Origin of the sequence: Streptomyces sp. NRRL S-340, assembly GCF_000720185.1 — a bacterium.
Lineage (GTDB): Bacteria > Actinomycetota > Actinomycetes > Streptomycetales > Streptomycetaceae > Streptomyces.
Genome location: NZ_JOIY01000051.1, coordinates 25512 through 47310, shown reverse-complemented (window position 1 = coordinate 47310; position 21799 = coordinate 25512). Strand labels below are relative to the sequence as shown.

At 73.1% G+C, this 21799-nt stretch carries 17 protein-coding genes; 9 read left to right on the top strand and 8 right to left on the bottom strand.

Annotation, left to right across the window (positions count from 1 at the left end; translation table 11 throughout):
- Nucleotides 1-3: 3 nt before the first annotated feature.
- Nucleotides 4-2223, top strand: coding sequence for a serine/threonine-protein kinase (locus tag IG64_RS31640; RefSeq protein ID WP_078884336.1), 2220 nt, complete (start codon nucleotides 4-6; stop codon nucleotides 2221-2223).
- A gap of 182 nt (nucleotides 2224-2405) precedes the next feature.
- Here IG64_RS31640 and IG64_RS31635 read toward each other — a convergent pair whose 3' ends face one another.
- The 5 genes from IG64_RS31635 to IG64_RS31615 form a co-directional block, all read right to left on the bottom strand.
- Entirely contained in the window at nucleotides 2406-3851 is a 1446-nt protein-coding gene (locus tag IG64_RS31635; RefSeq protein WP_037862460.1) for a sensor histidine kinase, read from the bottom strand.
- Entirely contained in the window at nucleotides 3852-4577 is a 726-nt protein-coding gene (locus IG64_RS31630) for a response regulator transcription factor (protein WP_037862482.1), read from the bottom strand. It lies immediately after the preceding gene.
- A gap of 232 nt (nucleotides 4578-4809) precedes the next feature.
- Nucleotides 4810-5418: an FMN reductase gene (locus IG64_RS31625; RefSeq protein WP_037862455.1), complete on the bottom strand. Its 609-nt coding sequence runs from the start codon at nucleotides 5416-5418 to the stop codon at nucleotides 4810-4812.
- Nucleotides 5415-6518, bottom strand: coding sequence for an LLM class flavin-dependent oxidoreductase (locus IG64_RS31620; RefSeq protein ID WP_037862451.1), 1104 nt, complete (start codon nucleotides 6516-6518; stop codon nucleotides 5415-5417). Before IG64_RS31620 ends, IG64_RS31625 begins: the two co-directional genes overlap by 4 nt.
- A gap of 570 nt (nucleotides 6519-7088) precedes the next feature.
- A complete protein-coding gene (locus tag IG64_RS31615; RefSeq protein ID WP_051813552.1) occupies nucleotides 7089-8414 on the bottom strand; it encodes an MFS transporter in 1326 nt (441 codons plus the stop codon).
- A gap of 350 nt (nucleotides 8415-8764) precedes the next feature.
- Between IG64_RS31615 and IG64_RS31610 the strand changes: the two genes are divergently transcribed.
- From IG64_RS31610 to IG64_RS31595, 4 genes are read left to right on the top strand one after another with little or no spacing between them, the layout of a single operon-like run.
- On the top strand, nucleotides 8765-9106 hold the full coding sequence (locus IG64_RS31610) for a YnfA family protein (RefSeq protein ID WP_037862448.1): 342 nt from the start codon (nucleotides 8765-8767) through the stop codon (nucleotides 9104-9106).
- 50 nt (nucleotides 9107-9156) lie between these two features.
- A complete protein-coding gene (locus IG64_RS31605; RefSeq protein WP_037862444.1) occupies nucleotides 9157-9933 on the top strand; it encodes an SDR family NAD(P)-dependent oxidoreductase in 777 nt (258 codons plus the stop codon).
- A 5-nt stretch (nucleotides 9934-9938) separates the two neighbouring features.
- On the top strand, nucleotides 9939-10163 hold the full coding sequence (locus IG64_RS31600) for a hypothetical protein (RefSeq protein ID WP_037862480.1): 225 nt from the start codon (nucleotides 9939-9941) through the stop codon (nucleotides 10161-10163).
- Between the two features lie 43 nt (nucleotides 10164-10206).
- Nucleotides 10207-11475, top strand: a complete 1269-nt coding sequence (locus tag IG64_RS31595; RefSeq protein ID WP_037862442.1) for a GNAT family N-acetyltransferase — start codon at nucleotides 10207-10209, stop codon at nucleotides 11473-11475.
- A gap of 7 nt (nucleotides 11476-11482) precedes the next feature.
- Here IG64_RS31595 and IG64_RS31590 read toward each other — a convergent pair whose 3' ends face one another.
- Nucleotides 11483-12676: an RtcB family protein gene (locus IG64_RS31590; protein WP_037862440.1), complete on the bottom strand. Its 1194-nt coding sequence runs from the start codon at nucleotides 12674-12676 to the stop codon at nucleotides 11483-11485.
- Between the two features lie 205 nt (nucleotides 12677-12881).
- Between IG64_RS31590 and IG64_RS31585 the strand changes: the two genes are divergently transcribed.
- From IG64_RS31585 to IG64_RS31575, 3 genes are all read left to right on the top strand, one after another.
- Nucleotides 12882-13751, top strand: coding sequence for a hypothetical protein (locus IG64_RS31585; protein WP_037862437.1), 870 nt, complete (start codon nucleotides 12882-12884; stop codon nucleotides 13749-13751).
- A gap of 166 nt (nucleotides 13752-13917) precedes the next feature.
- Nucleotides 13918-14859 (top strand): DUF3558 family protein, encoded by a 942-nt coding sequence (locus IG64_RS31580; protein WP_107474415.1) that lies wholly within the window; start codon nucleotides 13918-13920, stop codon nucleotides 14857-14859.
- Between the two features lie 118 nt (nucleotides 14860-14977).
- Nucleotides 14978-16288 carry a DUF2637 domain-containing protein gene (locus IG64_RS31575; protein WP_037862434.1) on the top strand — a complete coding sequence of 437 codons (1311 nt, stop codon included), beginning with the start codon at nucleotides 14978-14980 and terminating at the stop codon, nucleotides 16286-16288.
- A gap of 69 nt (nucleotides 16289-16357) precedes the next feature.
- On the opposite strand, the gene lysS is transcribed toward IG64_RS31575, so the two are convergent.
- Nucleotides 16358-18100, bottom strand: a complete 1743-nt coding sequence (gene lysS, locus IG64_RS31570) for a lysine--tRNA ligase (RefSeq protein WP_037862431.1) — start codon at nucleotides 18098-18100, stop codon at nucleotides 16358-16360.
- Between the two features lie 218 nt (nucleotides 18101-18318).
- On the opposite strand from lysS, the gene argS reads away from it, so the two are divergent.
- Entirely contained in the window at nucleotides 18319-20082 is a 1764-nt protein-coding gene (gene argS, locus IG64_RS31565) for an arginine--tRNA ligase (RefSeq protein ID WP_037862428.1), read from the top strand.
- Nucleotides 20083-20370: 288 nt separating this feature from the next.
- Here the strand turns inward: argS and IG64_RS31560 are convergent, their stop codons facing one another.
- The gene (locus IG64_RS31560; RefSeq protein WP_037862425.1) at nucleotides 20371-21675 is read right to left on the bottom strand and encodes an XRE family transcriptional regulator; all 1305 of its coding nucleotides are present in this window, start codon (nucleotides 21673-21675) and stop codon (nucleotides 20371-20373) included.
- Nucleotides 21676-21799: the final 124 nt, after the last annotated feature.

Genomic DNA, 21799 nt, shown 5'->3' with positions numbered 1-21799 from the left:
GGCATGACGGGGTCCGGGGGAGACGGGAACACGGCGGAGAACGGCGACGGGAACCGCACGGAACGGGACGGGAGCCGCGCGGAGCAGGACGGAAGCCGCACGGAGCAGGACGAGAGCCGCGCGGAGCAGGACGGGAACCGAGGTCGCGGGCTCGATCTGGGCGGCAGCGGCGCCGAAGCGCTGCGGGCGGAGGATCCCCTCCGTATCGGCGCCATCCCGCTGGTGGGCAAGCTCGGCACGGGCGGCATGGGCCGGGTCTACCTGGGGGTGCACGAGGGACGGTACGCCGCCGTCAAACAGGTGCTCCCGTTGCTCGCCGAGGACCAGGGGTTCCTGCGGCACTTCGGACACGAACTCGACAACCTCGCCCGCCTCCCCGAACACGCCACCGCTCCGCTGCTGGCCAGCGACCGCGAGGCCAAGCCGCCCTGGCTCGCCACCGCCTACGTCCCCGGCCTCACCCTGAGCGAGGCCGTCGGGCTGCACCGGGACGGGCTGACCGGCGACGCGCTGTGGCTGCTGCTGCGCGAGTCCGCCGCGGCGCTGCGCACGGTGCACGACCTGGACATGGTGCACCGGGACCTCAAGCCGTCGAACGTGATGCTGACGCTCGACGGCTGCACCCTCATCGACTTCGGTGTCGCCCGCGCCGCCGACCAGAGCCGGCTGACCAAGACCGGCATGGTGGTCGGCACCCCCGCGTACATGTCACCCGAACAGGCCTCGGGAGCGCGGACGCTGACGGGTGCCACGGACGTGTTCGCCCTGGGTTCCCTGATCTCCTTCGCGGCCAGCGGCAGGTCGCCCTTCGGCGAGGGCGCGGGCCTCGACCTCCTCTACCGCATCGTCCATGACGAGCCCGACCTCCAGCGGCTCCGGGAGTGCGACGCGGCCCTCGCCGACATCGTCACCGCCTGTCTGGACAAGGACCCCGAGGGGCGCCCCACCGCCGCCGAGCTGGTGCGGCTCGCCGACGCGAAGGGGCCGTTCACCGAGCCGCTGTGGCCCCCGTCGGTCACGGCGGTGCTGGCCCGGCGGGCGGCGTTCGCGGCCGCGGTCCCGGCGGCCGAGGCACTCCTGGCCGCGCGGCCCGCGTCGCAGGAGCCCGGGGCCACCGAACCGGCGGAGTCCGGCACCACGCAGGAACCGGAGGGCTCCGACGGCTCCGGGAACTCCGGGGACTCCGGGGACTCCGGGTACAGGAAGGAACCGGAGGGCCGGGAGCCCGGGGGCCCGAAGGAACCGGGAGGCCCGAAGGAACCGGGAGACTCGAAGGAGCCCGCGGCCGTGGAGCCGGCGAAGTCCGGCGGGCGCAAGGAACACCGGCGCCGCAACCGCATCCTGCTCGCCGTCGTACCCGTCGTCGCCGTCGCCGGTGCCACCACCGCCGTCCAGCTCCTCCCCTACTTCTCCGCCGGGCCCGACGCCCGGGCCGGCGCGTCCCCCCTGTCCTCGGCGAGCGCCGGGGTCACCCCCTCCGGGTCCGCGTCGGGCTCGCCCTCGGGTCCGGCCAAGCCCACGGCGTCCGCTTCCGCCTCGCCCGGCAAGAGCGGGAAGGACGGCAAGGACGGGAAGGACGGGAAGGCAGCGGCGGGTTCGGGCGGCCACGGCGGTGGCGGCGCGGACGACCGCACCGGCTCGAACGGAGCGGGGACCGGATCAGGGACAGGACCAAGATCCGGCACCGGCACCGGAAAGGGCTCGGACTCAGGATCCGGCTCGGGGTCCGGCACCGGATCCGGCACCGGATCCGGCACCGGATCCGGCACCGGATCCGGTTCGGGTTCGGGCTCTGGCAGCGGTTCCGGCAGCTCGGCGGGGGGCGGCTCGGCGGGGGGCGGCTCCGGTGGGCAGCCCCCGTCCGGCGGCGCCCACCTCTACAAGAACGGCGACACCGGAAAGTGCCTGACCAGCCAGTACATGGCCGCGTCCACCGGTGACTGCGCGGACTCGACCGCCGCGTGGACCGTCCGCAGCGCCTCCGGCGGCGCCTTCCAGCTGGTCAGCAAGCAGAGCGGCCAGTGCCTGAGCGCGAACTTCAGCGGGCAGAACGTGCTCGTGGGCGCCTGCGACGGCGGAAGCCCGCGGCTGTGGCGCGCGGGCTCCGGCAGCACCCTGGTCAGCGTCTTCAACGGCAGTTGCCTGGACATCGGTTTCGGCGGCAACGTGTCGGCCACGCCCTGCACGACCGGGAAGGCGTCGCAGCGCTGGGCGAAGGAGTGACCGGCACCAGGGCCGCGTCCACCTCCCCGGAACTGCCCGGACCGCCCTTGAGGCTGCCCTGACCAGCGCCCGAACCCGTTCTGAACCCGTTCTGACCAGCCCCCGCACGTCACCGTGGCGCCGCACGTCACCGTGGGCATCGCACGTCACCGTGGCGCCGCACGTCACGGTGGCGCCGCCCCTCACCGTGGCGCCGCGCCGCCCTCGGCCCGGTCCCGTTCGGCGCCCACGGTGAACCCGATCACGGCGCCGCCCCCCTCGCGCCGGCAGGCGAACGGCGCGCCCCCGTGGGCGATGGCCACCTCACGCACGATCGACAGGCCGAGGCCCGACCCGGGCAGGGAACGGGCGTCGGCGGCGCGGTAGAAGCGGTCGAAGACACGGATCAGGTCGCCCTCCGCGATGCCGGGACCCCGGTCCAGGACCTCGACGCGCACCGTGCCCGGCCGGGCCGGCCCCAGCACGGCGATCTCGATGGGCGCCGTGCCGCCCCGGTCGAACTTGGCCGCGTTCTCCACGAGGTTGGAGACGGCCCGCTGGAGCATGCCGGGCCGGCCGTCCGCCGTCGTGTCACCGCTCGCGCGGACCACGATGTCGCGTCCGGTGCGGCGGCGGGTCAGGCCCGCGACGTCCTCGGCGATGTCGGCGAGGTCGACGCGTTGCGGCGGCTCGGTGTCGGACTGCCCGGCGGCGAGGTCGACCAGCTCGTTGACGAGGTCGGTGAGTTCGCGCGCCTCCTGGGCGAGGTCGGCGACCAGTTCCTCGCGGGAGGCGGGCGGCAGTTCGTCGATGCGGCGCAGCAGCGAGATGTTGGTCCGCAGCGAGGTCAGCGGGGTGCGCAGTTCATGGCCGGCGTCCTGCACCAGACGGCGCTGGTCCTCCTCGGACTGGGCGAGGCGGCCGAGCATGCGGTCGAAGGAACGGCCCAGGCGGCCCACTTCGTCGTAGCCGGTGACCGGCACCTGGACGCCGAGCCGCCGGGTGCGGGCGACGTCCTCGGCGGCGGAGGTGAGGACCACCAGCCGGCGGGTGATGCGGCGCGCCAGCCACCAGCCGCACAGGCCGGCCGCGATGACCACGATCGCCATCAGGATCAGGGTGCGCTGCTGGAGCGCGCGCAGCAGGTCCTCGGTGTCGCTGAACTCCTGGGCCACCTGCACGGCGCCGCGGCCGTCGCCGAGCGCCACGGTGGCGATGCGGTACACGTCGTCGGCGACGGGCACGTCCTGGTACTCGATGGTCTTGCCCGCGACGTCGTCAAGGGCGACGGCCCGGTCGTCGGCGGTGACGGGCAGCGGGGGGCTGCCGCGGTCCACGATCTGGCCCTGCGCGCCGAGCACCTGGACGTCGGTGCGGCTGGGCCGGACGACCTCGTGGCCGGGGCGGGAGGAGGAGAAGTCCTCGGGCGTACGGTCGTAGCGCCGGACCTCGTCCTGGACGTCCTGGACGACCTGGGTGAACACGGACTGCTGGTCCACGCGTACCAGACGGGCGGCGGAGTTGTACGACAGGATGCCGACCAGGACCGTGACGACGGCGGTCACCGCCGCGAACGACACCGCGAACGTGGTCCGCAGCGACGAGAGCCGGCGCCGCGGTCGGTCCGTCAGCCGCGCGAGGCGGCCCACTCAGTCCTCCCGCAGCACGTACCCCACACCGCGGACGGTGTGGATGAGCTGCGGGGCGCCCGGCTCGTCGAGCTTGCGCCGCAGGTAGCCGACGTACACGGCGAGGTTCTTGGAGCCGGGACCGAAGTCGTAGCCCCAGATGCGGTCGTAGATGGTGGAGTGGTCGAGGACGATGCCGGCGTTGCGCACCAGCAGTTCGAGGAGTTCGAACTCGGTGCGGGTCAGTTCCACCTCGCGGGCGCCGCGCCACACCCGGCGGGCCTGGACGTCCATGCGGATCCCGGCCGCCTCGACCTGCCGCTCGGGCAGGTGCGGGGCCTTCGCCGGCGCTTCCTCGGCGGCGGGGGCGGCGGCCGGTTCCGCGGGGGCCGGGCTGGTGCGGCGCAGCAGGGCGCGGAGCCGGGCGAAGACCTCCTCGACGTCGAACGGCTTGACGACGTAGTCGTCGGCGCCCGCGTCGAGGCCGGCGATCCGGTCGGCGGTCTCCACCAGGGCCGTCAGCATCAGGATCGGGGTGCGGTCGCCCTCGGCGCGCAGGACCCGGCAGACCTGGAGCCCGTCGATGCCGGGCATCATCACGTCCAGGACGAGGACGTCCGGCGGTGTCTTGTGGGCCTGCGCGAGTGCCTCGACGCCGTCGGCCACCGCCGTCACCTCGTAGCCCTCCAGGGTCAGGGCCCGCTCCAGGGCATGGCGGATGGCGCGGTCGTCTTCGGCGAGCAGCACAGTCTGGGGCACGCGCCCAGTCTGCCAAGGCCGGGTCGGGGCGAAGCGGGTGCGCGGGCCTACGATCACCCCTTTTTACCCGGCTCTCACCGTCTCGGACGCAACCGGCGGCAGGTGCCTACCGTCCTCTCACCCACCGCCGCCCCCGTCCACCTTCGTACTCAGGTACGGAACTGCGACCACAGAGCCTCAGACGCAGGGCCGCTGGTACGGCGGCTTCGGGTGCGGGGCCTCAGCCACGAAGCCGGGCCAGCTGCTCCGCGAACGGGACGACGGTCAGGTCGTCCGCCGCCCGCCCGGGCGCCCCGTCCCGCCGCGCCGGGCGCCCGGTCATCAGGGCCGCCAGTTCGCCCGCCGCCCGTTCGGTCCGCTCGGGCAGCCCTTCCGCGCCCCAGTCCTCGGAGGCGGCGTAGACACCGGTGGGGACGACGACGGCCCGCAGGTAGGAGAAGAGGGGCCGCAGGGCGTGGTCCAGGACCATCGAGTGGCGGGCGGTGCCGCCGGTGGCGGCGACCAGTACCGGCTTGCCGGCCAGGGCGTCCTTGTCCCGCGCCCCGAGCACGTCGAAGAAGGACTTGAACAGCCCGCTGTAGGACGCGGAGAACACGGGGGTGACGACGATCAGGCCGTCCGCCCCGGCCACCGCGTCCAGCGCCTCCGCCAGGGCGGGGCCGGGGAAGCCGCTGGTGAGGTTGTGCGCGATGTCGACGGCGAGGTCGCGCACCTCGACCACCCGGACGTCCGCGCCCGTGTGCGCGGCGGTCGCGGCGGCCAGCCGGTCGCCGAGCAGCCGGGTGGAGGACGGGACGCTCAGTCCCGCCGACACGACGACGATGTTCATACGGCGCTCGCCTCCTCCGGAGCCGCTTCCGCGGCCGCGGCCAGCAGGGACGTGTGGGTCGGCGCGTCCGGCACGTCCGCCGGACGGTTCTTGGCGAACTCCTCGCGCAGCACCGGTACGACCTCCTCGCCGAGCAGGTCGAGCTGTTCGAGGACGGTCTTCAGCGGCAGCCCGGCGTGGTCCATCAGGAACAGCTGGCGCTGGTAGTCGCCGGCGTACTCGCGGAAGGACAGGGTCTTCTCGATGACCTGCTGCGGGGAACCCACGGTCAGCGGTGTCTGGGCGGTGAAGTCCTCCAGGGAGGGCCCGTGGCCGTACACCGGGGCGTTGTCGAAGTACGGACGGAACTCGCGCACCGCGTCCTGGGAGTTCTTCCGCATGAACACCTGGCCGCCGAGGCCGACGATGGCCTGCTCGGGGGTGCCGTGCCCGTAGTGGGCGTAGCGGGAGCGGTACAGCTCGATCATCCGCTTGGTGTGGTCGGCGGGCCAGAAGATGTTGTTGTGGAAGAAGCCGTCGCCGTAGAAGGCGGCCTGCTCGGCGATCTCCGGGGAGCGGATCGAGCCGTGCCAGACGAACGGCGGTACGCCGTCCAGCGGGCGGGGCGTCGAGGTGAACCCCTGGAGCGGGGTGCGGAACTTGCCCTGCCAGTTCACCACGTCCTCGCGCCACAGCCGGTGCAGCAGGGCGTAGTTCTCGATGGCGAGGTTGATGCCCTCGCGGATGTCCTTGCCGAACCAGGGGTAGACCGGGCCGGTGTTGCCGCGGCCCATCATCAGGTCGACGCGGCCGTCGGCGAGCTGCTGGAGCATCGCGAAGTCCTCGGCGATCTTCACCGGGTCGTTGGTGGTGATCAGGGTGGTGGAGGTGGACAGCACCAGGCGCTCGGTGCGCGCGGCTATGTAGCCGAGCATCGTGGTCGGCGAGGACGGGACGAAGGGCGGGTTGTGGTGCTCGCCGGTCGCGAAGACGTCCAGGCCGACCTCCTCGGCCTTCAGCGCGATGGCGACCATGGCCTTGATGCGCTCGCGTTCGCTCGGCGTCCGTCCGGTGGTGGGGTCCGGCGTGACGTCACCGACGCTGAAGATCCCGAACTGCATGGTCGCTCACCCTCCAAGTTGTTGATTGTTCAACTATACCCCGCTGAACGGCGCGGACCCCGCGGGTATTCCGCGGCTGGAAGAGGGCTCGACTGGGAGAGGGCTTGCCTGGGAGGCGGACCGGCTGGAGCAGGGCGGCCGGGGGGCGAGGCTGGGAGGTGCGGCCGGGGCGGCTTGGCGGAGCGGGGCTCGGGCGGGGGCGGCCGGCCGGGCAGGGCGGCCGGGCACGGCGGCTGGGAACGGCTCGGCCGAGGGCAGGGCGCCGGGGGGCGGTGCGCCCGGACGCAGCGCCGAGGCAGCGTGGGCGGCGCGGCCGAAGGCGGCTCACCGGGCAGAGCGGCCGGGGGCTGCCTGGCTCAGCGCGGCTCGGCCGGGGCGGGGTGCGGCCGCGGTGGGGTGCGGCTGGGGGCGGCTACGGGGCAGCGTGGCCGGCGCGGCAGAGGGCGGCCGGTCGGGCAGAGCGGCCGGGGGCGGCTTGCGGCTGAGGGCGGCTTGGCCCGGGTGGCTCCGGGGCAGCGTGGGCGGCGCGGCCCGGCAGGGGGCCCGCGCCGCGCTCCGGGTCCGCGCGCGCTACGGCTGCGGCTGGGGCCGGGGCAGCGACCCCGGCTCCGGCCGCGGCTCCCGCCGCCCTTCGCGCCACGGCAGCAGCAGCGGTGTGGCGAGCAGCAGCAGACCCGCCAGGCCGATGGCGGTGCGGGTGCCGGCGAGGGCGGCCAGCAGTCCCCACAGGGCGGTCGTCGCCGCCGTGGTCAGCTTGCCGGTGACGGACCAGGCCGAGAGGGTCCGGGCGACCCGGTCCGACGGGGTCTGTTCCAGGCGGTACGTGGAACACACCGGGTTGAACACCCCACAGAGGGTGATCAGCACCAGCTCGACCGCCATCACCAGCACGAGCCCGGCCACCCCCGGCCGGACGAAGGCCAGCCCGGCCGACCAGCACACCCGCAGCGCACCCGTCGCGAGCAGCACCCGGCGCTGCCCGTACCGGTCCACCAGCCGCCCCGTCAGCCGGGAACCCGCCAGCCCGCCGAGACAGGGCAGCGCGAAGGCGAGACCGTACTGCCACGGCGCGAACCCGAGCGGCCCCAGCATCAGGACGGCGAGCAGCGGCGCCACCGCCATGATCAGGGAGTTGGCCAGCACCGTGTGGAAGAACAGCGGGCGCAGCGCCGGATGCGCCAGCACGAACCGCCAGCCGTCGAGCAGCTCTCCCGCCCGCAGTCCCGGCGCGCGCCCCTTGCCCCCCGGGCCCCCGGGGTCCGCGGAGCCCCGGGGTCCCGCCGGGGGCGCCGGCTCCGTACCGCCGATCGCACGGATCCCCAGCGCCGACAGCAGATAGCTGACCGCGTCGGCCACCACCGTCACCACCGGCCCGAACGCCCCGACCAGGGCGCCCCCCACCGGCGGCCCCAGCACCGACGCCGTCCACGTCGTCGACTCGAAACGGCTGTTCGCCACCAGCAGGTCACCCGGCGGCACCAGGGCCTTGAGGTGCGCCCCGCTCGCCGCGCGGAACGCGAGGTCCGCCGCGGCGACCACCACCGACACCACCAGCAACTGGGCGAACCCGAGCCCGCCGAGCGCGTAGGCGGCCGGCACGCTCATCAGCGCCGCGCACCGCACCAGGTCCATCGCGACCATCACCGGCCGCTTGCGCCGGAACTCGATCCACGGCCCGAGCGGCACCGCCACCACCGCGCCCACGGCCAGCCCCACGGCCGACAGCACCGAGACCTCGGCCGATCCGGCGTGCAGCACCAGCACCGCGATCAGCGCGAAGGCGTCGAACGCCAGCCACGTGCCGAACGTACTGGCCGCGTAGGCCGCCCACAGCCACCCGAACCGCCGCCCCAGCGCCCGCCGCCGTACCGCCACGCCCACACCTCCGCACCACATGCCACCGACACCGGAACCGCCGTCCACGCCCGCACACCCATGCACCGCACGCCCGCACGCCCGCACGCCGCCCACCGCGCCCGCCCACCGGGCTCCTCCCGGCAGACCGGGCCCCTCCCGGCAGACCCCGCGCACGGCGGACCCCGCGCCGGCTCCTCCGGCGGACCGGCGGACCGGCGGACCGGCGGACCGGCGGACCGCGTCATCCAAGCCCGGCACCGCCCGCCGGAGCAAACAACCACGGCCAGGAACCTCACAACCGGTGGTTGTGGCACCACGCGGGTACGGCCACCACGCACCCCCGGCCCCGGGCCCCGCCCTCGCCCCCGCCCGCATGCGAAGCTGCCGCCATGCCCGTGATCCTCCGCTCCGCCGCCCTGTTCGTCCTCGCCGCCCTCTTCGAGATCGGCGGCGCCTGGCTGGTCTGGCAGGGCGTGCGCGAGCACCGCGGCTGGCTGTGGGCGGCCGGCGGCGTCCTCGCGCTCGGCGCGTACGGGTTCGTCGCCACCTTCCAGCCCGACGCGCACTTCGGCCGCATCCTCGCCGCGTACGGCGGGATCTTCGTCGCCGGTTCGATCCTGTGGGGCATGGCCGCCGACGGCTACCGCCCCGACCGGTGGGACGTGGCGGGCGCCCTGGTCTGCCTCGCCGGCATGGCGCTGATCATGTGGGCGCCGAGGAACGGGGGCTGACGTTCCCCTACCCTGGGCGCAACCGAGCGTACGAACCCCAGGAGCAGCCCATGCCCACCGCCGCACCGTCCGCCGCCTCCCGCATCGCCGTCGTCACCGGTGCGAGCAGCGGCATCGGCGCCGCCACGGCCCGGCAGCTCGCCGCCGCCGGTTACCGCGTCGTGCTGACCGCCCGCCGCAAGGACCGCATCGAGGCACTCGCCGAGGAGATCACCGCGGCCGGGCACGCCGCCACGGCCTACCAGCTCGACGTCACCGACCGCGCGGCCGTCGACGAGTTCGCGACCGCGTTCAAGACCGTCGGAGTCCTCGTCAACAACGCGGGCGGCGCGCTCGGCGCCGACCCGGTCGCCACCGGCGACCCGGCCGACTGGCGCACGATGTACGAGACGAACGTCATCGGCACCCTCAACGTCACCCAGGCCCTGCTGCCCAGGCTCGCCGCGAGCGGCGACGGCACCGTCGTGGTCGTCTCCTCCACGGCCGGCCACGGCACCTACGAGGGCGGCGCCGGGTACGTCGCCGCCAAGCACGGCGAGCACGTCCTGGCCGAGACCCTGCGCCTGGAGATCGTCGGCCAGCCGGTCCGGGTCATCGAGGTCGCACCCGGCATGGTCATGACGGAGGAGTTCGCGCTCACCCGCTTCGGCGGCGACCGGCAGAAGGCCGCCAAGGTCTACGAGGGCGTCGCCGAGCCGCTGACCGCCGACGACGTCGCGGACACCATCACCTGGGCCGTGACCCGTCCCAGCCACGTCAACATCGACCTGCTGGTCGTGCGTCCGCGCGCCCAGGCGTCGAACACCAAGGTCCACCGGGAGCGGTGAGACCGCTGACGACACCGCGGGACACTCCCGAGCACCCGCCCGGACAGGCAGCCCCCGCGCGGGACACCCCCGCGCAGGGTGCTCCCGGCCGGGACCGGGCCGCCGAGCAGCGGCGCCTGGCCGAGGAGAAGAAGCGTGAGCGCTACGTCTGGTACTACCTCGGCTACTTCCTCTTCGGCATCCACGTCGTCGCCTTCGTCATGATCTACGCAGTGCGGCACGCGAAGTGAATCCCCGGCCGGGACCGCCCTCCCGGCCGTAGGGTGACCGACCGTGGACAGACACATACGCTTCGACGCCCTGCGCAACATGCGCGACCTCGGCGGGTACGCCACCGACGACGGCCGGCGGGTCGTTCCGCGCCGCCTCTTCCGCGCGGACGGCCTCGGCAAGCTGCGCCCGGGCACCGCCGACTGGGACCGGTTCCTCGCCCTCGGCATCGGCACGGTGATCGACCTGCGCCACGGCTGGGAGGTCGACCGCCAGGGCCGCGTGCCGGAGCACCCGTCCTTCGCCTACCACAACCTGAGCATCGAGCACCGCCCGTACGACCAGCCGGCCCTGGGCCCGGAGGTGGAACCGGGACCGTACCTGGCGGAGCGGTACATGGAGGTGGCCGAGGACGGCACCAAGGAGATCCGCGAGGCCCTGGAGCTGATCAGCGACGCGGCCGTCTCCGGTACCCCGCTGGTCTTCCACTGCGCCTCCGGCAAGGACCGCACGGGCGAGATGGCCGCCCTGGTCCTCTCCCTCCTCGGCGTCCCCGAGCCGGTGGTCGTCGAGGACTTCACCCTCACCGAGCTGGCCACCGGGGCCCTGCTGGCCGACTGGCGGGCCAGGAACGGCGGCCGCTCCCCGGACTGGCCGGGATACGGCCGCGCGCCCGCCGCGGTGATGCGCCTGTTCCTGGCCGCGCTGAAGGCGAAGTACGGCTCGGTCGAGGGGTACGTGAGCGACGCGCTGGAACTCGACGCGCAGGTCCTCACCGCCACCCTCCGGGCGCACCTGCTGGAGCCCGTCCCCACGTCCTGGCCGGCCCTGACCTACCGCCCGGCCGTCCCCGCCGACGCCCCGCTCCTGGTGCGCCTGCGCGACACGGCCGCCCTGCGGCAACTGGCCCGCGGCATCGACCAGTGGAAGCCCGGCGAGAAGGACGAGGCCCACTTCGTCACCCGCATGCGCGAGGGCGAGGTGTGGCTGGCGTACGCGGGGGACGACCTGGCCGGCGCCTGGGAACTGTGGTGGGACGACCCCGCCGCCTGGGGCCCCCGCCCCCCGGAGGCCGGTTACATCCACCGCCTCATGACCATGCCGCACACGGCACCGCCCGCCGCCGGCCGCGCTCTGCTGGCCGAGGCCGAGTCCCGCATCGCCGCCGCCGGCCGCAGCCACGCCCGCCTCGACTGCCTGTCCTCCAACCCCCGTCTGCGCGCCTACTACGAGGCGGCGGGCTACACGGCCGTCGGCGAGCAGCCCGTGAAGACCGACGGCACGGGCAGCCCGTACGCGGTCACCCTCATGGAGAAGCGGCTGCGGGACTGACGGGCCCTCAGCCCTTCACGCACACGACCTGCTTCAGCTTCGCCACGACCTCGACGAGGTCCCGCTGCTGGTCGATGACCTGCTCGATCGGCTTGTAGGCACCGGGGATCTCGTCGACCACGCCGGAGTCCTTGCGGCACTCCACGCCCCGCGTCTGCTCCTCCAGGTCCTTCGTGGAGAAGCGGCGCTTGGCGGCGTTGCGGCTCATGCGGCGGCCGGCGCCGTGCGAGGCGGAGTTGAAGGCCTTCTCGTTGCCGAGGCCCTTCACGATGTACGAGCCGGTGCCCATCGAGCCGGGGATGATGCCGTACTCGCCCGCCCCGGCGCGGATCGCGCCCTTGCGGGTGACCAGCAGGTCCATGCCGTCGTAGCGCTCCTCGGCCACGTAGTTGTGGTGGCAGGAGATCTCCGGCTCGAAGACCGGCCCGGCCTTCTTGAACTCCTTGCGGACCACGTCCTTCAGCAGCGCCATCATCAGCGTGCGGTTGTACTTGGCGTACTCCTGCGCCCAGAACAGGTCCGTGCGGTACGCGGCCATCTGCGGGGTGTCCGCGACGAAGACCGCCAGATCGCGGTCGACCAGGCCCTGGTTGTGCGGGAGCTTCTGCGCGACGCCGATGTGGTGCTCGGCCAGTTCCTTGCCGATGTTGCGGGAACCGGAGTGGAGCATGAGCCAGACGGAACCGGACGTGTCTGTGCAGACTTCGACGAAATGGTTGCCCCCGCCAAGCGTTCCCATCTGCTTGATGGCGCGTTCCTGGCGGAACCTGACCGCTTCCGCCACCCCGTCGAACCGCGCCCAGAACCCGTCCCAGCCGGCCGTGGGCAGCCCGTGGAAGCGGCCCGGGTCGAGCGGGTCGTCGTGCATGCCGCGGCCCACCGGGATGGCCTGCTCGATCTTCGTGCGCAGCCGCGACAGGTCGCCGGGCAGGTCGTTCGCGGTCAGGGAGGTCCTGACCGCGGACATGCCGCAGCCGATGTCCACGCCCACCGCCGCGGGGCAGACCGCGCCCCGCATGGCGATGACGGAGCCGACGGTCGCGCCCTTGCCGTAGTGCACGTCGGGCATGACGGCCAGGCCCTCGATCCAGGGGAGGGTGGCGACGTTCTGCAGCTGGCGCAGCGCCACGTCCTCGACCGAGGCGGGGTCGGTCCACATACGGATGGGGACCTTCGCGCCCGGCATTTCCACGTACGACATATCGTCCTCATTCCCCCGGAAAACAAACAGAAGTCTCAGAAGCGGTGAATCGCAATACCGGCGCCAAGGTCGACGAAACAGGGCATCGGACCGGCGTCCACGGCAGTGCGTGCGATAGACATTGTCTCCAGGAGACGCCCCCGGCCGGCAAGCGAATAACCGGGGCGGGGCACCCCGGCCCGACATCGTCGAGAGGAGCCTGACCGTGCTGCGGAAGGCGTACGTATCCGGCCCGGCCGCGTTGCTCGCGGCGCTGCTGCTGGCCGGCTGCACCGGCGGCTCGTCCGACGACGGCCCTGCCGACAACGCCAACGCTGACGGCCCGGGCAAGGCGACGGCGGCGGCCCAGCCGGGCAAGTACCGCACGCTCCCCGAGGCCTGCCGCGCGGTCGGCCACAGCACCCTGGACGCGCTGCTGCCCGGCATCCAGCAGATCACGGACCCGGACCAGCGGGAGAAGGCCTACGACGGCGAGGCCACGCTCACCTACGACACCGAACGCAAGGTCGGCTGCCGCTGGAAGGTGGACTCCGCGGACGCCACCGACCACCTCCACGTCGACTTCGAGCGGGTCGTCTCCTACGACAACGCCGTGAGCGACGACAGCCAGGCCGAGGCGGTCTTCGCCACCAAGCAGACGGCAGCGGACCTGCCCGCGCCGCCCGCCTCCGCCACCGGCTCGGGCTCCGCGACGGGAACGGGCACGGGCACGGCGGCCGGTGCGCCGGCGGGCGGCGACTCCGGCGGCACCCCGACCGCCCCGGCCTCGGGCTCCTCCACGGCCCCCTCCTCCCCCTCCTCCTCGGCCTCCGCCCCGGCGTCCGATCCGGCCGAGGTGCAGCCCCGCACGCTCGACGACCTCGGCGACGAGGCCTTCGTGGACGACACCCTCAGCAGCTCCGGTTCGACGGTCAAGCAGCGGACGGTGACTGTGGCGTTCCGCACGTCGAACGTGATCGTGACCATCGAGTACGAGGAGCAGCCGACCGCCGTCGGCGTCGTCCCGGACAGCAAGGAAATGCAGGACAAGGCCCGGAAACTGGCGGCGCAGCTGGCGGGTTCGCTGGGCGGTTGACGTGCCGGGGGCGGCACTTGGCGCGGTGCCGTGCTCCCGGGGAAGGCGGACCACGCGGCTGACCGATTGCGTACGGTGGCCCTCCCGGCCCCGGTCGGACCGCACCCGGCCGGACCCGCACCCGATCAGAACGCAGGGAACCACGAGCGTCATGAGTGAAGGAACCATGCAGCGAGCAGCTCAGCGAGAACAGCGTGACCGGCGTGATCAGCGGGAGGGACGCGGCCCGCGGGCGAAGCGGCTGCACCGTGCCCTCGTCTGCGCGGGTGCGGTGCCCGTGCTGCTGCTGGCGGCGGCCTGCTCCTCCTCGGACTCGAATCCGGGTTCGGACGACGCGTCGAAGAGTCCCGCGGCCGGCGCGAAGACGTCGGCGAGCCCGAGCGCTTCGCCGACCGTGCAGCCGGCGAAGTACGCCAAGCTGCCGGACGCGTGCAAGGTGCTGGCGCGCAAGACGCTGGACGACCTGGTCCCCCGGGGCGCGAAGTCCGCGAAGGCGGGCACGTCGAGCGACGTGGGCACCCGGTCCAGCTGCTCGTGGAACGGCCTGGACAACAACGGGGTGAAGGGCTCTCAGTACCGCTGGCTGAACGTGTCCCTGCTGCGCTTCGAGTCCGACACGGCGCGCGGCACGGGCGAGGAGCAGGCGCAGGTGTTCTACCGCAAGCAGGTGGGGGACGCGCAGGCCGTGGCGGACGCGAAGAACACCAAGTCGCAGCCGGTGTCCGGGACGGGCGACGAGGCGACGGCGGTGCGCTACGACCTGAAGAAGAAGGAAGGCACCTTCAAGCAGCAGACGGTCGTGGCCCGGGTCGAGAACGTGGTGGTCACGCTGGACTACAACGGCGCCGGACTGGCCGGTGACAAGGCGCCGGACGCGGACGACCTGTCGAAGGACGCGGTGAAGGCCGCCAAGGAGGTGGTGGCTTCGGTGACCGAGGCCAACGGCGGCACCGGGACGGGTTCGGCGGGTTCGGGTGAGGGCTCGTCGGGGAAGCCGGCGTCCGGGTCGGCGTCGGGCACGCCGTCCACGTCGCCCTCCGGACCGGCGTCCAAGTCCGCTTCGCCGTCGGCGTCGCAGTCCGCGTCCAAGGCGTCGGACGACCGCTGAGCGCGGCGGGTCATCGGATCCGGACAACCGTTCCCCGGACAGATGTGCCACTCTGTTGCGCGCAACAGGACGTAAGGGGAGGGGAGTACGAGTGGCCGCGCCACTGCAGCTGACTCGGATGCACCGGGTTCTCATCGGCGTGGTCGTGACCGGCGCCGTGATCATCGCCGGTATCGGCTTCGCCGGTTCGTACGCGGCCGTGCGCGAGCTGGCCATCAAGAAGGGCTTCGGGGACTTCAGTTATGTGTTCCCGATCGGCATCGACGCGGGCATCTGCGTGCTGCTCGCGCTGGACCTGCTGCTGACCTGGATCCGGATCCCCTTCCCGCTGCTGCGCCAGACGGCGTGGCTGCTGACGGCGGCGACGATCGCGTTCAACGGCGCCGCCGCCTGGCCGGACCCGCTGGGCGTGGGCATGCACGCGGTGATCCCGGTGCTGTTCGTGGTCGCCGTGGAGGCGGCGCGGCACGCGGTCGGCCGGATCGCGGACATCACCGCCGACAAGCACATGGAGGGTGTCCGCCTCACCCGCTGGCTGCTGTCGCCGCTGCCGACGTTCCTGCTGTGGCGGCGGATGAAGCTGTGGGAGCTGCGCTCCTACGAGCAGGTGATCAAGCTGGAGCAGGAGCGGCTGGTCTACCAGGCGCGGCTGCGCTCCCGGTTCGGCCGGGCGTGGCGCAGGAAGGCGCCGGTGGAGTCGCTGATGCCGCTGCGGCTGGCCCGTTACGGGGTGCCGCTGGCGGAGACGGCCCCGGCGGGGCTGGCGGCGGCCGGGATCGAGCCGGTGCTGCTCCCGCCGGCGCCCGCGCCGCAGCCGGTGGTGACGGCCGACGCGCAGCGGGCGGCGGTGCCGGGCGGCTCCGGGCCGCGGGCGCTGGTGGCCGAGCGCGGCCCGGAGCCGGAGCAGCAGGCGTACGTGCCGGACCCGGAGGAGAGCCCGTGGTTCCAGTCGCAGCGGCAGATCGACTACCACGGCGGGTACGACCCGACGTACGAGCCGGAGCCGTCCTACGGCCCGGAGCCGCCGTACGAGGAGTGGTACGAGGAGCAGCAGCCGGACCACCCCGAACACCGGCCCGAGCAACCGGCGCAGCACGCGCCGCAGCACCCCGGGCAGCACGCGCCGCGGCAGCCCGCCCCGCAGCCCTCTTCCGAGGACACGGGCGGCTTCCCCGTCCCCGCCGGCCCGGGCCGCACCCGTGAGCTGGGCGACGGCGGCGGCACTCCCGCGCAGGCGCCGGACGAGGAGGGCCTGTACCAGGTGTTCCGGTACTCGATAGAGGGCGAGGGCATGCCGACGCCCGGCACCTTCGCCGCGAACGTCGAGGCGGCGTACGGGGTACGGCTGAACTCCCGTGAGCTGGGCAAGTACATGGACCTGTTCACGGCCCGTCTCAACGAAGAGCTGATGGAAGAGCACATCGCCTAGCCACGGCGGCAGGCGACGGGAAGGGGCCCTCCGCCTGGAGGGCCCCTTCCCGTACGGCGTCCCGCGGGCCTACGCGCCGAGCAGCGTCCGGACCCGCTCCTGGCCCACGGCGAGCAGCAGCGTGGGCAGGCGCGGGCCGGTGTCGCGGCCGACGAGCAGGTGGTAGAGGAGCGCGAAGAACGTCCGCTGGGCGGTCTTGATCTCCGGCGGCAGCTCCTTGGGCGTGGCGTCGGCGGAGAACCCGGCCTGGACCTTGGGCACCCCGTAGACGAGGTGGGTGAGCCCGTCCAGCGACCAGTGCTCGGCGAGGCCGTCGAGCAGCAGGCGCAGGGACTGCCGGGAGGCCTCGTCGAGGGACTTGAGCAGGTCGGTGTCGGGCTCGTCGCGGACGATGGTGCGGGCCTCGGCGGGGACGTGGGTGTTGATCCACGCCTCGGCCTTGTCGTACCGGGGGCGGGCCTCGTCCAGCGAGCCCAGCGGGTTCGCCGGGTCCAGCTCGGACAGGATCCGCAGCGCCTGGTCCTGGTGGCCGGCGGTGATGTCGGCGACGGAGGCGAGCGTGCGGTACGGCAGCGGGCGGGCGGTCTTCGGCAGTTCGCCGGCGGCGGTGCCGACCGCGCGCGTGTACGCGGCGACGTCACCGGGCAGCGCGGAGCCGTCGGCCACCTTCGCGGCGAGCTTGTCCCACTCGTCGTACAGCCGCTGGATCTCCTGGTCGAAGGCGATCTTGAAGGACTGGTTGGGGCGGCGGCGGGCGTACAGCCAGCGCAGGAGCTGCGGCTCCATGATCTGGAGCGCGTCGCCGGGCGTGGGCACCCCGCCCTTGGACGAGGACATCTTCGCCATGCCGGAGATCCCGACGAAGGCGTACATCGGGCCGATGGGCTGCTTGCCGCCGAAGATGCCGACGATCTGTCCGCCGACCTGGAAGGACGAGCCGGGCGAGGAGTGGTCGACGCCGGACGGCTCGAAGATCACGCCCTCGTACGCCCAGCGCATCGGCCAGTCGACCTTCCAGACCAGCTTGCCGCGGTTGAACTCGCTGAGCCGGACGGTCTCCGAGAAGGCGCACACCGTGCAGGTGTAGGTCAGCTCGGTGGAGTCGTCGTCGTAGGAGGTGACGGTCGTCAGGTCCTTCTCGCAGTTGCCGCAGTACGGCTTGTACGGGAAGTACCCGGCGGAGCCGGAGCTGCCGTCGTCCTCGGCGGCGGCGCCCGAGCCCTCGGCGGCCTCCAGCTCGGCCTCGTCGACCGGCTTCTGCTGCTTCTTGGCGCCGGCCTTCGGCTTGGTGCGGTACTGGGCGAGGATCGCGTCGATGTCGCCGCGGTGCTTCATCGCGTGCAGGACCTGCTCGCGGTAGACACCGGAGGTGTACTGCGCGGTCTGGCTGATGCCGTCGAACTCCACGCCCAGCTCGGCCAGCGAGGCGGTCATCGCGGCCTTGAAGTGCTCGGCCCAGTTCGGGTGCTGCGAGCCCGCGGGGGCGGGGACCGAGGTCAGCGGCTTGCCGATGTGCTCGGCCCACGACTCGTCGACGCCGGGGACGCCCGCCGGGACCTTGCGGTACCGGTCGTAGTCGTCCCAGGAGATCAGGTGCCGCACCTGGTGGCCGCGGCGGCGGATCTCGTCGGCGACCAGGTGCGGGGTCATGACCTCGCGCAGGTTGCCCAGGTGGATGGGACCGGAGGGGGAGAGCCCGGACGCGACGACAACGGGTTTGCCGGGGGCCCGACGCTCCGACTCCTCGATGACCTCATCCGCGAAACGGGAGACCCAGTCGGTGGTCTCGGTGCTCTGAGCCACGATCGGCACGTCCTCTTTCCTGAAGTTCTCCGTGAGCTGCCAATGCGGTCGCACGGCTGACCGCTCCATTGTCCCAGGAGGGTCGGCATCCACGAAAACGCCTTATCACCGCGTTGGACGGGTCCGCGGACGCCGGGGTTGGCCGGGCGGCGGGAAAATTCGCTTTGCCCCCCATGGGATACTGGCCGTGACTGTCCATCCCCACGAGGAGAACGGCACCCATTCCTATGGCCTCGGTCACGTCCCTCACCGCCTCCGTCCACCAGCGCCTCGCGAACGCCCTCTCCGCCGCCCTGCCGGAGACCGCCGACGCGGACCCGCTGCTGCGACGAAGCGACCGGGCGGACTTCCAGGCCAACGGCATCCTGGCGCTGGCCAAGAAGGCGAAGGCCAACCCGCGCGAGCTGGCGGCGCAGGTCGTGGAGCGGGTGACCGCCGGTGACGTGATCAAGGACATCGAGGTCTCCGGACCCGGCTTCCTCAACATCACCGTCACCGACAGGGCGATCACGGAGAACCTGGCCGCGCGCGCCACCGACCCGGCCGGCCGCCTCGGTGTGCCGCAGGCCGGCCACCCGGGCACCACGGTCATCGACTACGCCCAGCCCAACGTGGCCAAGGAGATGCACGTCGGCCACCTGCGCTCCGCGGTGATCGGCGACTCGGTGGTGCAGCTCCTGGAGTTCACCGGGGAGAACGTGGTGCGCCGCCACCACATCGGCGACTGGGGCACCCAGTTCGGCATGCTCATCCAGTACCTGGACGAGCACCCGCACGAGCTGGACCACGAGGCCGGCGAGGTCAGCGGTGAGGAGGCGATGTCCAACCTGGACCGCCTCTACAAGGCCGCGCGCAAGAAGTTCGACGCCGACGAGGAGTTCAAGACCCGCGCCCGGCGCCGGGTGGTCGACCTCCAGGCGGGCGAGCCGCACACCCTCGCGATGTGGCAGAAGTTCGTCGACGAGTCGAAGATCTACTTCTTCTCCGTCTTCGAGAAGCTGGACATGGAGATCCGGGACGCGGACATCGTCGGCGAGTCCGGTTACAACGACATGCTGGCCGAGACCTGCCGCCTGCTGGAGGAGTCCGGCGTCGCGGTCCGCTCGGAGGGCGCGCTGTGCGTCTTCTTCGACGACATCAAGGGCCCGGACGGCAACCTGGTCCCGCTGATCGTCCAGAAGTCCGACGGCGGCTACGGCTACGCGGCCACCGACCTCTCCGCGATCCGCGACCGCGTCTTCAACCTGAAGGCCGACACCCTGCTCTACGTGGTGGACGCCCGCCAGTCCCTGCACTTCAAGATGGTCTTCGAGACGGCGCGCAGGGCGGGCTGGCTGGGCGAGGACGTGAAGGCGCAGCAGCTCGCCTTCGGCACGGTCCTCGGCAAGGACGGCAAGCCGTTCAAGACGCGTGAGGGCGAGACGGTCCGCCTGGTCGACCTGCTCGACGAGGCGATCGACCGCGCCTCGGCGGTGGTGCGCGAGAAGTCGCTGGACCTGTCCGAGGAGGAGATCGCCGAGCGCGGCGCCCAGGTGGGCATCGGCGCGGTGAAGTACGCGGACCTGTCGACGTCGGCGAGCCGGGACTACAAGTTCGACCTGGACCAGATGGTCTCGCTCAACGGCGACACGTCCGTCTACCTCCAGTACGCGTACGCCCGTATCCAGTCGATCCTGCGCAAGGCGGGCGAGGTGCGCCCGGCGGCGCACCCGGAGCTGGAACTGTCCCCGGCCGAGCGGGCCCTCGGGCTGCACGCCGACCAGTTCGCGGAGACGGTCGCGGAGGCGGCCGCCGAGTACGCCCCGCACAAGCTGACGGCCTACCTCTACCAGCTCGCGTCCTTCTACACGACGTTCTACGACAAGTGCCCGGTGCTGAAGGCCGAGACGCCCGAACAGGTGGAGAACCGCCTGTTCCTGTGCGACGTCACGGCCCGCACGCTGCACCAGGGCATGGCGCTGCTGGGCATCCGGACGCCTGAGCGGCTCTGATCCGGCCTGACCGGCGACGGTCACCGAGCGGCCCCCGGGCCTCACCACCCGGCCCGGGTTCCGCTCTCCCCGCTTGTCACCGAGGGCGGGCGCGAGCATCAGCCCGCGTCCGCCCTTTCTTGTCCCGCCGGCCGCTCGGGAAGCCTCCACGACCGCGCCGGAGGGAGCGGTCGTGGCGGAGGGCACCACCGGCATGGCGCGGCTCCTGGAAGGCCGTCCGATCACCGGCCACCCAGCCGTGCACGCCGCTCGGGCGCGCCCGGGACGGCCACGTCGTGCCGCCCGGTCTCAGGTTCCCAGTTCCCGTTCCCAGCCGTGGCCGCCCAGCGGATTGACGTAGTGGTCGCCCGGGGCGCCGCTGGTGCGGAAGGGCTTGCCGTGGTCGTCCACGCGCACGGTGCCGTGCCGGTCGCCGCTGGACCAGTCCAGCTCCAGGTACCAGCTGACGTCGTGTCCGGTGGTGTGCCCGTTGACGTAGAAGACCTCGGGGTCGGACTCGTTGACCTTGTACGGGAAGTTCCGCTGCCCGCCGATGGGCTGCGCCAGCGGGTTGCCGAGGTCGAGGGAGACGTCGAAGGACTTGGTGTCCACCCCGCCGCCGCAGCCGTTGCCCATGGCGTACGAGTTCCAGGTCAGCGGTGCTTCACTGCGCACCACGCGCACGTGCAGCGCCTGGAGCACGACCGTCTCGGCGCCGGTGCCCTGCACGGTGAGCACCACCGTCTGGTGGTCGGCGGCCACCGCGCCGAGCGGCGTGGCCCAGCCGACCACGTCCTGCAGTCCGGCCGGCGGCGGCACGTTCTTCGGGCTGCGGTCCACCAGGAAGCTCTGCTCGCAGGGCACGTCCCAGTAGTAGGGGGTGGTGGCGACCGTGACCGGCACCGCGCCCGGCCGGCCGTTCCCGAGGGACGCGGTGGCGCTCGGGGCGGCGGTGCGGTGCGCGGGCGCCGAGGGGGACGGCGAGGAGGAGACCGGCCGTGAGGGCGAGGGGGACGTACTGGCGCTCGCGCCGCCGGCCGGGGGGACGGTGTGCGGGGCGGTGGCGCCCGTGGAGGAGACCGTCGCGGCAGCGTCACCGGCGGCGCCGGAGGGGTCGGAGCGACCGCCCGGCACCAGGTTCACCACGAGCGCGGTGACCGCGGCGACCACCGCGATCCCGGCACCGGCGAGCAGGGCGGTGGGACGGCGCCTGCGGGGGGCGGGCGCGCGGGCGGGTCCGGGGGCCGGGGCGAGGGAGGGCTCAGGGGCCGGGGCGGGCCCGGCGCCGGGAGCGGAGGCGGGCGCGCTCTCCTCCACCGGTTCCCCGATGGCCGGCTCCGCCGTCGCCTCCCCGGCGGGGTCCGCCCCCTTCGTCCCGCGCAGCGCGTCCGCGCGGACCCAGCGGCGGTGCAGTTCGAGGAGTTCGTCGGGGGTCGCCCGGCAGAGGCGGGCGAGCCGTTCGACCGGGGCGTAGTCGGTCGGTACGACGTCACCGCTGACGTACCGGTGCACGGTCGAGGCACTCATGTGCAGGCGCTTGCCGAGCGCTCCGTAACTGAGCCCGGACCGCTCCTTCAGCTCCCGCAGCAACCCGGCGAAATCGTCCCCCGCCACCTTCTCTTCCTCTCCTCACATCCCCGGACGGCGTCCCAGACGGGTGATGTTTCCGCAGCTCAGGGCCCGTTTCTGCGTTCCACCGTCCCGGGTGCCGCCGCGTCTGTGGCACCCGGGACGGATC